The 13,256-nt window shown below is 57.6% G+C and carries 13 protein-coding genes; all 13 read left to right on the forward strand.

Annotation, left to right across the window (positions count from 1 at the left end):
- Positions 1-48: 48 nt before the first annotated feature.
- The 13 genes from NKJ73_RS19920 to NKJ73_RS19980 all read left to right on the forward strand — a co-directional run bounded on the left by NKJ73_RS19920 (position 49) and on the right by NKJ73_RS19980 (position 13,186).
- The gene (locus NKJ73_RS19920) at positions 49-270 is read left to right on the forward strand and encodes a hypothetical protein (protein WP_352570777.1); all 222 of its coding nucleotides are present in this window, start codon (positions 49-51) and stop codon (positions 268-270) included.
- A 116-nt stretch (positions 271-386) separates the two neighbouring features.
- Positions 387-569 carry a hypothetical protein gene (locus tag NKJ73_RS19925; RefSeq protein WP_352570778.1) on the forward strand — a complete coding sequence of 61 codons (183 nt, stop codon included), beginning with the start codon at positions 387-389 and terminating at the stop codon, positions 567-569.
- A 3-nt stretch (positions 570-572) separates the two neighbouring features.
- Entirely contained in the window at positions 573-968 is a 396-nt protein-coding gene (locus NKJ73_RS19930; protein ID WP_352570779.1) for a hypothetical protein, read from the forward strand.
- A gap of 340 nt (positions 969-1,308) precedes the next feature.
- Positions 1,309-1,791, forward strand: a complete 483-nt coding sequence (locus tag NKJ73_RS19935; protein WP_352570781.1) for a hypothetical protein — start codon at positions 1,309-1,311, stop codon at positions 1,789-1,791.
- A gap of 507 nt (positions 1,792-2,298) precedes the next feature.
- Complete coding sequence (locus NKJ73_RS19940; protein ID WP_352570783.1) at positions 2,299-3,108, forward strand: tyrosine-protein phosphatase; 810 nt, start codon at positions 2,299-2,301, stop codon at positions 3,106-3,108.
- A complete protein-coding gene (locus tag NKJ73_RS19945) occupies positions 3,108-3,887 on the forward strand; it encodes a polysaccharide biosynthesis/export family protein (RefSeq protein WP_352570784.1) in 780 nt (259 codons plus the stop codon). The genes NKJ73_RS19940 and NKJ73_RS19945 overlap by 1 nt, the downstream gene beginning before the upstream one ends.
- A 50-nt stretch (positions 3,888-3,937) precedes the next feature.
- Positions 3,938-6,316 carry a GumC family protein gene (locus tag NKJ73_RS19950; protein WP_352570786.1) on the forward strand — a complete coding sequence of 793 codons (2,379 nt, stop codon included), beginning with the start codon at positions 3,938-3,940 and terminating at the stop codon, positions 6,314-6,316.
- Positions 6,207-7,463, forward strand: coding sequence for a tetratricopeptide repeat protein (locus tag NKJ73_RS19955; protein ID WP_352570787.1), 1,257 nt, complete (start codon positions 6,207-6,209; stop codon positions 7,461-7,463). Before NKJ73_RS19950 ends, NKJ73_RS19955 begins: the two co-directional genes overlap by 110 nt.
- Positions 7,460-8,776, forward strand: a complete 1,317-nt coding sequence (locus tag NKJ73_RS19960) for an O-antigen ligase family protein (protein ID WP_352570789.1) — start codon at positions 7,460-7,462, stop codon at positions 8,774-8,776. The genes NKJ73_RS19955 and NKJ73_RS19960 overlap by 4 nt, the downstream gene beginning before the upstream one ends.
- A gap of 339 nt (positions 8,777-9,115) precedes the next feature.
- Positions 9,116-10,021 (forward strand): sulfate adenylyltransferase subunit CysD, encoded by a 906-nt coding sequence (gene cysD, locus NKJ73_RS19965; RefSeq protein WP_352464033.1) that lies wholly within the window; start codon positions 9,116-9,118, stop codon positions 10,019-10,021.
- Between the two features lie 2 nt (positions 10,022-10,023).
- Positions 10,024-11,961 carry a sulfate adenylyltransferase subunit CysN gene (gene cysN, locus NKJ73_RS19970; RefSeq protein WP_352570791.1) on the forward strand — a complete coding sequence of 646 codons (1,938 nt, stop codon included), beginning with the start codon at positions 10,024-10,026 and terminating at the stop codon, positions 11,959-11,961.
- 10 nt (positions 11,962-11,971) lie between these two features.
- Complete coding sequence (gene cysQ, locus NKJ73_RS19975; protein ID WP_352570842.1) at positions 11,972-12,760, forward strand: 3'(2'),5'-bisphosphate nucleotidase CysQ; 789 nt, start codon at positions 11,972-11,974, stop codon at positions 12,758-12,760.
- Between the two features lie 234 nt (positions 12,761-12,994).
- Positions 12,995-13,186 carry a type II toxin-antitoxin system VapB family antitoxin gene (locus NKJ73_RS19980; RefSeq protein WP_352570793.1) on the forward strand — a complete coding sequence of 64 codons (192 nt, stop codon included), beginning with the start codon at positions 12,995-12,997 and terminating at the stop codon, positions 13,184-13,186.
- Positions 13,187-13,256 lie beyond the last annotated feature (70 nt).

Consider the following 13,256-nt stretch of genomic DNA (forward strand, 5'->3'; position numbering starts at 1 on the left):
CTTAACAACATGCTCGCACGCGCGCGGAACCAACCAGGAGATACGCAAATGCCCATGTCGGAATCCACTTACGACGCCATCTTCGGCTCGGCCTGGCACGTCGATGGCACCGAGATCAAGGATCGCAGGACCTACTCGACCAGCGCCGCCTCGCCGTCGGGCGTGGTGACGCCGACCTTCATCGGCAAGTTCCACTTCGATACCGCCCTGGCCGAGTTCTACATGTCGACCGGGCTGACTAATACGGACTGGAAAAAGGTCACAAACTGATCCGGCGAAAAGGAGGGACGCAGTCATGACCCTTAGCAGTGGAACGGATCGGTCCGGCTCGATCACCGTAGGTGGTACCGCCAGGTCCTGGCTGCCGCCAATCCCGATCGCCGTGCTTGAACGGCCAGAACATTTCCGTCGGCGATCTCTGGATCAATGAGACCGGCGGCACTGCTGCGGTCGATGGTACTGGATCCTACAAGGTCCCGACCAACAGCATGTTCGAGATCGAGACGGTCTTCGCCATCTCGACCATCGGGGCCACGACCGCGCAGAAGTTCATTGCAACGGAGTGGTAGGCGATGAGGATCTGGCAACTATTCACCGATCTGGCCAATCTGCCGGCGATCGTCTGGAACAACATCGCCACGACCTTCACCGCCCTCAAGGTCAGTGTGACAGATAGGGCGAGCGCCGCCGGTTCGCTGCTCGCTGATTTCCAAATTGGCAGCGCAAGCATGCTGACGATTTCCAAAACACGAAGCGTGCGCGGCTGGTCAACAACAACCGCTGGCACGCCATCATTCTTCTACAAAGGCACGAGTCGCAGCGCCAACGTTAATTCTGCAGCGCTGACGGCATGCTGGGGTTCAGTGCAACCGGCAACGAGCGGGGTCGGATCAATTCAACCGGCTTCCTCACTCACCTCATTTACCAGTTCTCAGCGACAGCAGGCGCGGCTGTTGATCTTGGGCTAGCGCGTGATGCTGTCTCTCTGGCTCAGCGCAACGGCGCGAATGCGCATAATATCAGGCCGTGGTCGGCTGCAAGATTCTGCGGAAAGCGTTGGAGCGATGATGATGTCGGCGGGCGACAATGAACGCTAGTTGCGGCTTCTGGCAGCCCGCTCTTGCGGCCGACTGTAAAGACGATACGTTTCGATATTCTAATGGTGTGTTTAATCAACCACACAGAAACCAAAAATTATCTCGCATTTGCGAAGTGGGTTGGAATTGGCGCAAAAAGCTGTTACGCGCTGATGAGTAGCTTGGTGGTTGGGTGGGCCTCAGGTAACGTGGGACAGAAGGATTGATGCGGATGAACCTAGTTTTGAAAAGTGCGTTGGCCGGAGTTGTTGTGTTGGCCGGCTTCGCCCCGGTGTCGTCTTTCGCGCAGGACGGGTCGTGCACCTGTGCAACCGCCTATAACGGCGTAAATCCGATTGGATCGCTCGGCCGCGTCAATGGCGACGTAATGGTCTCGCAGGTGGCTGGCTACGGCCCGGCGCAAGCGGGCGGCGCGCTGGATTTCGGCAGTCGTGTCGTGGTTGGCGCCAAGGGCTCGGCTTCGGTTCAGGTCGGTGGCTGCAATCTGAGCGTTCCGGCGAATTCGACGCTTGATATCTCGCGGGTCGAGAATAAGATTTGCCTCAATGTCCTGGGTTCTGAGAAGACCGCCCAGACGGGCAATCCTAACACAAACAACAACACGCCGCTCTTCATTTTTGGCGGCATGGCTCTTGGGGCTGGTGTTCTAGCTGCAACGGCGGACAAAGATCACGGCCACGCCGTTAGCGACTAAGTTGACCGCGTAGTTAAATAAGGCAACGGCAGCAGAGGCGTGTGGCGCTTCTGCTGTGTCTGTTGTTGGCGACAGAGCGACCCTGGCGTGTATGCTGGTATCGCGACTGCCGGATCGGTCGGATCGCGTAAGCCAAGGCGAGGCTGGCGAACACGCCGGGATGAGAGGCGAAGTGCCGGTCTATCCAGGCAAATTTGTTGAATCGCAATCTTTTGCTGCTGCGTGTTGGTGCAAGTTTCGGATACAACGAACGCGACGGTCAAGATCAATCCTGCGGAGGGCGGCGTGTGTCTAGCGCTCGAAACATCAGGCGCCGCTTTTGCCACCGGTGCGGCGCTGATCATCGGCCCGCATGATGACGACAACTCTGTCCGCCAGTAGCTGGGACCTGGCATCCATCGCATCGCGTGAACTTGACAAATGCGTCATTCGCCGTTGTGCGGGTGACGCATTTATACTTTTTGGGGATGACGTCGCCACGTTGCTTCGTTGCAGTCACAAACGCCTATGATCGATCTGCATTCCCATATCTTGCCCGGCCTTGACGACGGCTCGCCCAGTCTTGCCGAATCGCTGGAAATGGCTCGACTGGCGGTGGCCGACGGAACGAGCCACATGGCGTGCACGCCGCACGTGACACCCGGCGTATACGAAAACGGAACGTCGAACATCGTTCGAGCAGTTCAAGAGTTGCACCAGGCGCTGCGCCGCGCCGCCATACCACTTGCTCTTTACATCGGCGCCGACGTTCACATAGCGCCAGATCTTCCGGACCGATTGGCGGCCGGCAGTGTGCCAACTTTAAACAGGTCCCGCTATTTTCTGTTCGAACCGCCGCATCATGTTCTACCTCCACGAATGGAGGATCTTGTTCTGCGCCTCATAAACGCCGGGTTCATCCCAATTCTTACTCATCCTGAGCGTTTGACCTGGATCAAAACGAATTACGACGTTATCGAGAGGCTGAATGCAATGGGCTGCCTGATCCAGCTTACTGCCGACTCGATTGTTGGTGCTTTTGGGCGCACGGCACTTTATTATTCGGAAAAGCTGATTGACGAGGGCAGGGTGGACATTATCGCATCGGACACTCATAGCGCTACGCGCCGGCGTCCTGGGCTTTCGCAGGCGGTCGCTGCCGCTGCCAAGCGATGTGGGGAAGACGAGGCCCGCAACATGGTGTTGAAACGTCCAGGCGAAATATTGGCGAACCGACCCGTTGAGCCGGTCGGAAAAGCACGCCCGCAGAAACCAAACGCCGGCAACGCCGGCCGATTTGGAGGATTGGGCCGTCTGTTCAAGGGCGGGACAGCGTGATGGGCATTTTCCGTTTCGCAAGCCATATGAGCACGGCTTTGGTCCTTCTCGCTTCACTCGCGATATCCGCATGCACGAGCACTTCGTCGACGACACCATCTTCGTCCGTTGATGCGCTGCAATTGACATCATCGTCCACGCCACTTTCAGGTGGCGGCGCTCTGCGGGTTGTGAAGGAACTGCCTGCGCCGCAAAATACACAGAACGGCAGCGAGCAGCCTCTATCTCCGAACGATGTGCTCGAGGTGAACGTGTTTCAGGTCGACAACTTGAATAGAACGGTTCAAGTGGACTCTGCTGGCCAGATTTCGCTTCCGCTTATTGGCACCATTACCGCGGCAGGGAAGACCGTCCGTCAGTTGGAGCAGGAGATCGAGACCACTTACGGCGCCAAATACCTGCAGTCGCCTGACGTGACGATTTTCGTCAAGGAATCGATCGGACAGCGCATAACCGTCGATGGCGAAGTCAACAGGGCCGGTATTTATCCGGTGTCGAGCAATTCTTCTCTCATCGATGCGATCGCCCTTGCTGGAGGGTTCAATACCGTTGGGGATGCAAAAAAAGTCTTTGTCTATCGCACTATCGGCCCAACCACATTGGTCGCCAATTACAACGTCGAGGAGATTCGTGGTGGCAAGAGCGGCAATCCACGGATCTATGGTGGCGACAAGATTGTCGTCTTCGCCTCGAAGTCGAAAATCGCGATGAACAATCTCAAGGACGCCCTCGGTGTTGCCTCAAGTGCTGCCCGGATTGCCGTGATCCCAGGACTATAAATCGCGGTCGTATTTCGGAATACAGACGAAACCTAGGATTACCTCGCACCATGCTCGATCGTAACAGACAGCATCAAATTGCAGGCCCAGGACATAGCCAGGCGTTGTCCGCGGACCTCTATTATGACGGTGCGCAAAACTATAGCCCCTATGGTCGCGACCACTCGGAGCAGGATGAGGGCTTCAGCCCGTTAAAGCTGCTGTTTTACGCTGTCCAGTACCGCTGGTTGATCGTCATGATGGCGGCGGCTGGACTTGTCGCCGGCGTCATCGTTACCATGATGCAGACGCCAAAATATCAGGCGACCACGCAATTGGAGGTGCTTGTTCCTTCGGCCAAGGTCTTCCAGGACATCGAGGTGGTTTCTGAAAACGCGGACGTCCGGGCCTTCCTGACGGCCCGTGAAAAGCTCAAAAGCCGTGCATTGGCCCAGCGCGTTGTCTTCCAGTTAGGGCTTAGTGAAAAACCGGATTTCCTGTTCCCCACGCCGGATTTTTCCCTCGGAAACATCTTCTACCGCGCGTTTGGAATTTCCAAATCGGCCTCCATTGAGGAGAAAACGCCGGAGCAACGCGAGGCGATTGCGATCGGGCGCATTCTAAGTGATCTCACCGTCAACGTTGTTCCCAACACGAGCCTGCTGTCGATCACGTTTGTCGATCAGAAACCGAAATATGCAACCGATGTGGCCAACCAGGTCGCGCAAAGCTTTATTGACCAGCGCCTTGACCAGACAAGCGAAACATCCGATCTGGCACGACAGTTCATCCAGGAACAGGTCCTGCAGGTGAAGCAGAAGCTTCAGAAATCGGAAGAAGAACTGGTTGCGTACGCGAAGGATGCCGGCATCACGACAACCGGTGACGACAAGTCTCTGATAGGGTCGAATATCGAGGCGCTGAACACCGCCCTTGCGACAGCGATCCAGGATCGTCTCGATGCAGGGCGGGTGGTAGACCAGATAGATAAAGGCCGCGGTTCGAGCTTGGCCCCCGTCCTGGAAAGCGAAGGTCTGCAGAAGCTCAGTGAAAAGCTGGCGGATTTGACCAGCCAGTACCAGCAGAAACTGGGTATTTTAAAGCCTGGTTTTCCGGAAATGCAGCAGCTCCAGTCGCAGATCAAGGAGTTGCAGCGGCTCTATAACAACGGCGTCCTAGCCATAACGGATTCGCTGCGGTTGAAATACCAGGAGGCACAGAACAAGGAGGCCGATTTGAAGGCCAAACTTGTCGAGATGGAAAAGCAGCAGGTTATCTTCAACGACAAGAACATCAAATACACGATCCTCAAGCGCGAAGTGGATTCAAATCGTTCTCAATATGACAGCCTCATCGCCAAGCTGAACGAGGTTGGTGTCAGCTCCGAACTCAAGACGCAAACCGCCGCAATCGTAGATTTTGCCACCCAGCCGAATCGCCCATATTCGCCGCGCCTAGGCATCAACGTCGCCATAGCGCTGGCGCTTTTCCTGGCTCTGAGCGCGTCTGTCATTTATGTCATCGAACTCCTGAACAACACCTTCACCAATCCCGAGCAGGTTGAAAAGGAGCTCGGCTTGGCGATGCTCGGCATCTTGCCGCTCGTCGATGACCGGGAACTCGTGGCCGCTATTGCCGATCAGAAATCCGGCCTGTCGGAGGCCTATCGTTCGCTTCGAACATCGCTGCAGTTTTCCGGTGCGGAAGGCGCGCCACGATCGCTGGTCGTCACGAGTTCGGAGCCTTCGGAAGGCAAGTCGACCACATCGTTCAAACTCGGCCAGGATTTTGCCGCGCTCGGCGCAAGGGTTCTCATTGTCGACGGCGATCTCCGCAAACCGAACCTCCATCGCCTGTTTGGTCTCGACAATACGATCGGACTGAGCAATCTGCTGACAAACACCGTTCGCAAGGAGGATCTGGCGAGCATTTTCAGGGCGACGAAATATCCCAACGTCACCGTTCTGACCTCTGGCACGATCCCGCCAAACCCAGCGGATCTGCTCTCGTCACCGAAGATGGCTCTTATCATAACCAATCTCGGCAAGCGCTTCGATCTTGTCATCATCGACGCGCCGCCGATCGTTGGCCTTTCGGATGCTCCTATTCTCAGCCGGCTCGCTGAGGGCACATTGATGGTCATCTCTACAAATCAGGTGACGCGCAAGTCGGCCAAAGCGGCGTTGAAGCGCATGCGAGCCGCCGGTGCCAATGTGGTTGGGGCCGCGATGTCCAAATTTGCGGTGAACAAGTTCGACTACAACTACGCCTACAAGTACATGAACTACCAATATTACAACTACGGCGCGGATACAGCGAAGATTGAGGGCAACGTGGATCATGGAGCAGACCAGCCCGCTTATGCAAAATCTCCGGCGTTCAAGCGTTTGGTTCGTCGCATCCGTTCTAGTATTGGCGGCTTCGTCGATCGGGCTAAGTCGGTTACTTGAGACGGAAACGCCAGCCGTTTCTCTTGCGCTGGATCCGCTGAACGTCGATGCGCTGATAAGCGAGATCACCAGCGATCTGAACGACACGAATAACGCTCCGGACCTTGAGGCCTTGCTTGCCAGGGCCAAGGATGCGCTTCGTTTCAATCTGGCCGACGCACGTCTCTACAGCCTGATCGGTGAGATCAAATATCGGCAAGGCGAGAAAGACGAAGCATATAAGCTTTTCGATCAGGCCCTAGGATTGTCCAAGACGGAAATCCATGCGCTCCAGAGGTCTATCGGCCACGCGACCGAGACAGGTGATCTGTCAAGGGCTGTCGGCGAGATCGACACATTGCTGCGGCGATGGCCAGACCAATTTCCGGCGATCTCCGATGGCCTACCGAAAATCCTCTCAGATCCCGACGGATACCAAGCCGTGCTGACGGCCATCAAGGCGGAGGCGCCCTGGAGGGTCAGTCTGATCTACGCCCTTAGCAAAACCTCCGAGGGGCTCGATTTCGCAAATCGGCTGCTGCTCGACTTGACCGGATCAAACGCGCCACCAAATTCGGGCGAACTCAGTGCCGTCATCAACGGCTATTTTCGCCAGAGGGAATATGGACCGGCATATCGGCTATTTCTTTTCAGCCTGTCCGATCAAGAACGGAAGCTGGTTGGATATATTTTCAACGGAACGTTTGAGCCGGTCGCCGGCGGCAAACCGTTCGATTGGCAGACTCGCGATCAATCGGGCCTGGAAATTACATTTGCGAAATCCCAGGATGCGGTGGAAGGCGAGAGTGGCGCGACGGTCCGGTTTTTGAACACACCGGTCAAGAACACAGCCCTTCAGCAGTACGTCGCGCTGCCCCCAGGCTCCTATAGGATTTCGCTGGTCGCCTCTGCACGCAACCTGAAGCTTCCAAAGGAGTTGTTCTGGTCGATCAGATGTCTGGGGCCGGCCGGTGAGATCGCACGGTTCAACATTCCTGAGGGCACATTCAACCGACAAAGTCTGAGTCAGGTTTTTTCGGTCGGGCCGACTAACTGCCCCATGCAACTGTTGACACTGCAGACGGCCGCCATTGCCGAGAGCTGGCGATTTCGATATGTCGGCACCTTGGTAATGCACAAATTGAGCATCGAGAGACTTCCATCTTGAATGACCGTTCGTCGGAATGGAATAAATATTTCCTCGGCTCGGTCTTGTTCGTATCGCTGCTGATCGGCGGCGGCACGGCAAGCGGCCTCCTTACCGACACGCTGATCGAAGTCGCGGCAATTGCCTCGGCGGCGGCCGTCTTTTCGCAAGCTCCTGGCCAGAGAAGCCCCCATTCTGTTCTGTGGCTACTGATCTTCGCCGTGGCTTTGATCGTTTTGCAAATCGTCCCATTGCCGGCAGCCATATTCAACGGGTTGCGGCCGGAGCTGTTGCTCGGAGATGCCTGGGTTGGAGAAAGCCGTTTTCGCTTCATCAGCGTTGGGCTCGGCCGCACGGTCGAATGTCTGCTTTACCTTTTGGCCGCGACGGCGTTTTTTTTGGCCGTATTGCGTTTGCGTGCCGAGCAGGTCAGCGCGCTCCTGCCGTTTTTCTTCATGGGCGTTATCTGCAACGGTTTGGCGGGAGCAATTCAATATTCGCTCTCCGACGATGTCGCTATTGTCGGGCTGTTGCCTTTTACGATCAATGCCGGGCTTTTCGCCAACGTGAATCATTTTTCGGCGTTGCTTTTTGTGTCTATCCCATTCGTCGTCTATTACGGTCTGTTCCGTGGACATCTCTTGGCTGGATCCTTCGGCCTGATCGCGCTTTTGCTGCTTCTTTTGGCCGCCGGTTCCCGCGCCGGTGTTCTGATTGGGTTGGCGATCACCGTGTTATCCGTGGTCTTTCTCTCAGCCCGTTCGAGGGTGAGCGGGTTCGGCGTTCTCCTGATTTTTATCGCGCTTTCGATCTACACGATAAGCGCCTGGACCAAGCTGGATGCACAGGCCCTTGATCCGGCGTTCGGGCGAGGAGAATTTGCGCGAACCACAATCGAGGGCATCAAAGACAATTGGGCGACAGGCATTGGTTTCGGGAATTTCCAGAAAGCCTATCAGATATACGAAAGAGCAGGCATGATTTTCAGGGAGTATGTGAATCATGCTCACAATGAATATCTTGAAATTACCTTCGAGGGGGGAATTCCTGCTATCCTGCTTATGGTAGGCTATTTCGTATTGCTTTTGATTGCATTGGTTAGAATTCGCCGTGACCCACTGCAGAAAGCGGCATTCCTCTCGGTATCTTTTCTTCTCATTCACTCGCTGGTTGACTACCCATTGCGAACCGGGGCGCTGGCGATGACCTTTGCCTATATGAACGCCATCATCTTTCATAGAGGATTTGCAGAACGCTTGAGCCGCAAGAGCGAGATGATCGAGATCGATCACAATGGTGACAAGCTATTTGTTCCCATCGAACGTTCGTCCTAGCGACCTCGTCGCCACGGCTGGTGTCGCCTGAACGAGGCGGACGGCGGTCAGGCGAGCCGGCTCCTGGCTCTCAGCTTCCCAGCCCAGCAATATTTTCCTGCTCCTCTCAAGCGCAATTGGTCGCTGAGCAGAAATTTGCCGATTTTGCCGGCTGTATGGAAAATTCATTCCCGAACCATTCGGCCGCAAGCCTGTCTTGCATTGTTCTGGACCGGAACGATCTGCTAGAACGCCCGCACGAGAATAGATTGTCCGGAAGTGCAGTTTGAATCGGGCGGCTGAAGGTCGCCTCCGATGCAGGCCCTTCCGTGGATCGGTACGAAAGAACGCTCGCAGTCCATGAACATCGCACTTACGCACCTTCAGCGGCTTGAGGCCGAATCCATCCATATTTTTCGCGAGGTGGCCGCGGCTTTCGCCAAGCCGGTGATGCTCTATTCGGTCGGCAAGGATTCGTCCGTGCTCATGCACCTGGCCATGAAGGCATTCTATCCCGCCAAGCCGCCCTTTCCCTTTCTCCATGTCGACACGACCTGGAAATTCCGCGAGATGATCGCCTTTCGCGACCAGATGCAGCAAAAGCTCGGTTTCGACCTCCTGGTCCATGTCAATGAAGACGGTGTGCGCGACAACATCAATCCGTTCGACCACGGCTCCAACACCCACACGCATGTGATGAAGACGGTTGCCCTGCGGCAGGCGCTCGACAAATACGGGTTTGACGCAGCCTTCGGCGGCGCCCGTCGCGACGAGGAGAAGTCGCGCGCCAAGGAGCGCATCTTCTCGTTCCGCAACGCCCAGCATGTCTGGGATCCGAAGAACCAGCGGCCGGAGATGTGGAAGATTTTCAACACCCGCATCGCTGCCGGCGAATCGATCAGGGTGTTTCCGCTGTCGAACTGGACCGAGCTCGACATCTGGCAGTACATTCTTCAGGAAGACATCCCGATCGTGCCGCTGTATCTGGCCAAGGAGCGGCCCGTCGTCGAGCGCGATGGCATGCTCATCCTGAGGGATGATGAGCGCATGCAGCTGCGGCCGGGCGAAACAGTGGAGAACCGGATGGTGCGGTTCCGCACGCTCGGCTGCTATCCTCTGACGGGCGCGATCGACTCGGAAGCCGACACTCTGGAGGCGATAGTCGGCGAAATGCTCACGGCGCGCACTTCCGAGCGGCAAGGTCGCTTGATCGACCGCGATGAAGCCGGTTCGATGGAAAAGAAGAAGCGCGAGGGGTATTTCTGAGTATGCGCCACATCATGGCCAAGAGCCTCGCCCCAACCGACGGTGTCCGCGACTATCTGGCGGCGCAGGAACGAAAGTCGCTGCTGCGCTTCCTGACCTGCGGCTCGGTCGACGACGGCAAGTCGACGCTGATCGGGCGCCTGCTTTCCGACACCAAGCAGATTTTCGAGGACCAGCTGGCCACGCTCGAGCGCGATTCGCGCAAGCACGGCACCACCGGCGATGACGTCGACTTCGCGCTGCTGGTCGACGGCCTCGAGGCCGAGCGCGAGCAAGGCATTACCATCGACGTCGCCTATCGCTTCTTCGCCACGCCAAAGCGCAAGTTCATCGTCGCCGACACGCCCGGCCACGAACAATACACGCGTAACATGGCGACGGGTGCATCGACGGCGGATCTCGCCATCGTACTGATCGATGCCCGCCAGGGCGTGCTGCGTCAGACCAGGCGGCATTCGATCATTGCCTCGCTGCTTGGCATCCGCCACATCGTGCTCGCCGTCAACAAGATCGATCTTGTCGGTTTCGACGAGGCGGTTTTTGAACGGATCGTCGCGGATTACGCACAGTTCTCACGTGACCTCGGCTTCCAGACGATCGTCCCCATTCCGATGTCGGCCCGTTATGGCGACAATGTTACCGGCCGTTCCGATAGGACGGACTGGTATTCCGGCCCGACGCTGATCGAACATCTCGAAACCGTCTCGGTCGACGAGGCCGCGGTCGAATTGCCGTTCCGGTTTCCTGTCCAATATGTGAACCGTCCCAATCTCGATTTTCGCGGTTTCGCCGGCACCATCGCCTCCGGGTCGGTTGCACCGGGCGACGAGGTGGTCGTCGCCAAATCGGGCAAGTCCTCCCGTGTCAGGCGTATCGTCTCGCATGGCGGCGATCTTCAGCAGGCTATTGCCGGCCAGGCCATCACCCTTGTCCTCGACGACGAGGTGGAAGTCTCGCGCGGCAATATGCTGGTATCGCCGGCGGCGCGGCCGCAGGTCGCCGACCAGTTCGCCGCCAACATCGTCTGGTTCGACGAACATGCGCTGCTGCCTGGCCGCTCCTACATCCTGCGCACCGAGACCGACCAGACCAGCGCCACCGTCACCGACCTGAAATACCGCGTCAACGTCAACGACTTTGCCCATGAGGCGGCCAAGTCGCTTGAAATGAACGAAGTCGGCATATGCAATATCTCGACGCGGTCGCCGATCGCCTTCGATCCGTTTGCCGAAAACCGCACCACCGGCGCCTTCATCCTGATCGACCGCATCACCAACGCCACGGTCGGCGCCGGCATGATCCTGCATTCGCTGCGCCGCGCCGAAAACATCCACTGGCAGTCGCTCGATGTCGGCAAGCGCGCCCGCGCCGATATGAAGAACCAGCGGCCGGCCGTGTTCTGGTTCACCGGGCTTTCGGGCTCGGGCAAGTCGACCATCGCCAATCTGTTCGAAAAGAAGCTGTTCGCCACTGGGCGCCATACGTACATTCTGGATGGCGACAACGTCCGTCACGGCCTCAACCGCGATCTCGGTTTCACCGACGCCGATCGTGTCGAAAACATTCGCCGCGTCGCCGAAGTGGCACGCCTGATGGCCGACGCCGGGCTGATCGTCATCGTGTCGTTCATCTCGCCGTTCAGCGCCGAGCGGCGCATGGCGCGCGAATTGATGGCCGACGGCGAATTCGTCGAGGTGTTTGTCGATACCCCCTTCGAGGAATGCGCCAGGCGCGATCCGAAGGGCCTCTATGCGCGGGCGTTGAACGGCGAGATCAAGAATTTCACCGGCGTCGATTCACCGTATGAGGTGCCGGAAAAACCCGAAATTCATCTCAAGACACTCGGCAAATCCGCCGAGGAGATGGTAGAGGCCCTGGAACACTGGCTGATAGAGCGCGACATTGCCGAAGACCAATATGACAGCGGCGGCGGTATCTGACGACGAAGCGATGCTCGCCGTCTTCGAGCACCTTGCCTTGGCGGCAGGGCGCGAGGTGATGCGTGTCTTTCGTGTCGGCTGTGCGGTCGACAGCAAGTCGGACAGTTCGCCAGTGACGGAGGCGGATCGCGAGAGCGAAAAAATCATCCTTGCCGGGCTACGCGCCGCTTTTCCAGAGATTCCATGCGTGGCAGAGGAGGAAGCCTCTGCCGGCATCATGGCGCCGGATCTCGGCGACGCCTTTTTCCTGATCGATCCGCTCGACGGCACCAAGGAGTTCGTCAACCGCAGGACCGATTTCACTGTCAACATCGCGCTGGTTCGCCATGGCGTGCCTGAGATCGGCGTCGTCTTCGCGCCTTGCACCGGCCGCTTCTTTTCCGGCCGGCCGGGCAAAGCGGAAACGATCGCGATCAATGACGACTACGAGATCGTCGATCGCCAGCCGATTTCAGCGAGGGCCGGTATGGTGCCGCTGACCGTCGTTGCCAGCCGCTCCCACAACACGCCGGAAACCGACGCCTATATCCGCGCGCTTGGCGCCGCCGAGATCGTCTCGGTCGGCTCGTCACTGAAATTCTGCCTTGTCGCCGGCGCCGAGGCGGACGTCTATCCGCGCTTCGGCCGCACCATGGAGTGGGATACGGCCGCGGGTGACGCGGTGCTACGCGCCGCCGGCGGCATGACGCGCACGCTGGATGGTGAGCCGCTCGCCTACGGCAAGCGCAACCAGAGTGACGACGAGGATTTCGCCAACCCGCATTTTATCGCCAGCGGCAAGGCTGCTGGATTTGGCTAGACGGTGATTGCGCAGTTCCGGACCCGTACGAAAGTGCGGGTGTTGCAAGTGACTTATGCAAGCGACCTCAGATACTGCTCTAGATCTGTAAACACAGCGGTACGATCCCCATCCAGCCGACAGTTGGGTCGGCGTGGCCGATTCGCTTCGTGTCCGGTCGACGCTGCGGGGCCTTCACACGGTGTATCCAAATTGCTGTATACCGATACACTTGAACGGCTATACGAGCGAGTGATGGCGTTCCACATCAAAAATCCCGAGACCGACGCACTGGCCCGCCGGGTCGCCGCACTTAAGAGGACTGGTCTGACAGAGGCCGTCCATGCCGCGCTCAAGCATGAGCTTGAGCGCGAACAGGCTAGACCGTCCTTGGTAGAGATCGGCGTCAGGTTCTGCCGTGATCTGCGATCCCCGGGGCAAGCCTGATCACGGCAGGCCCGCCGACAAGGCGTTTCGCGACAGCCTGTACGAGATGACTGATGTTCATCGACATCTC

The organism is Mesorhizobium sp. M0074 (assembly GCF_040322975.1).
Classification (GTDB): Bacteria; Pseudomonadota; Alphaproteobacteria; order Rhizobiales; family Rhizobiaceae; genus Mesorhizobium.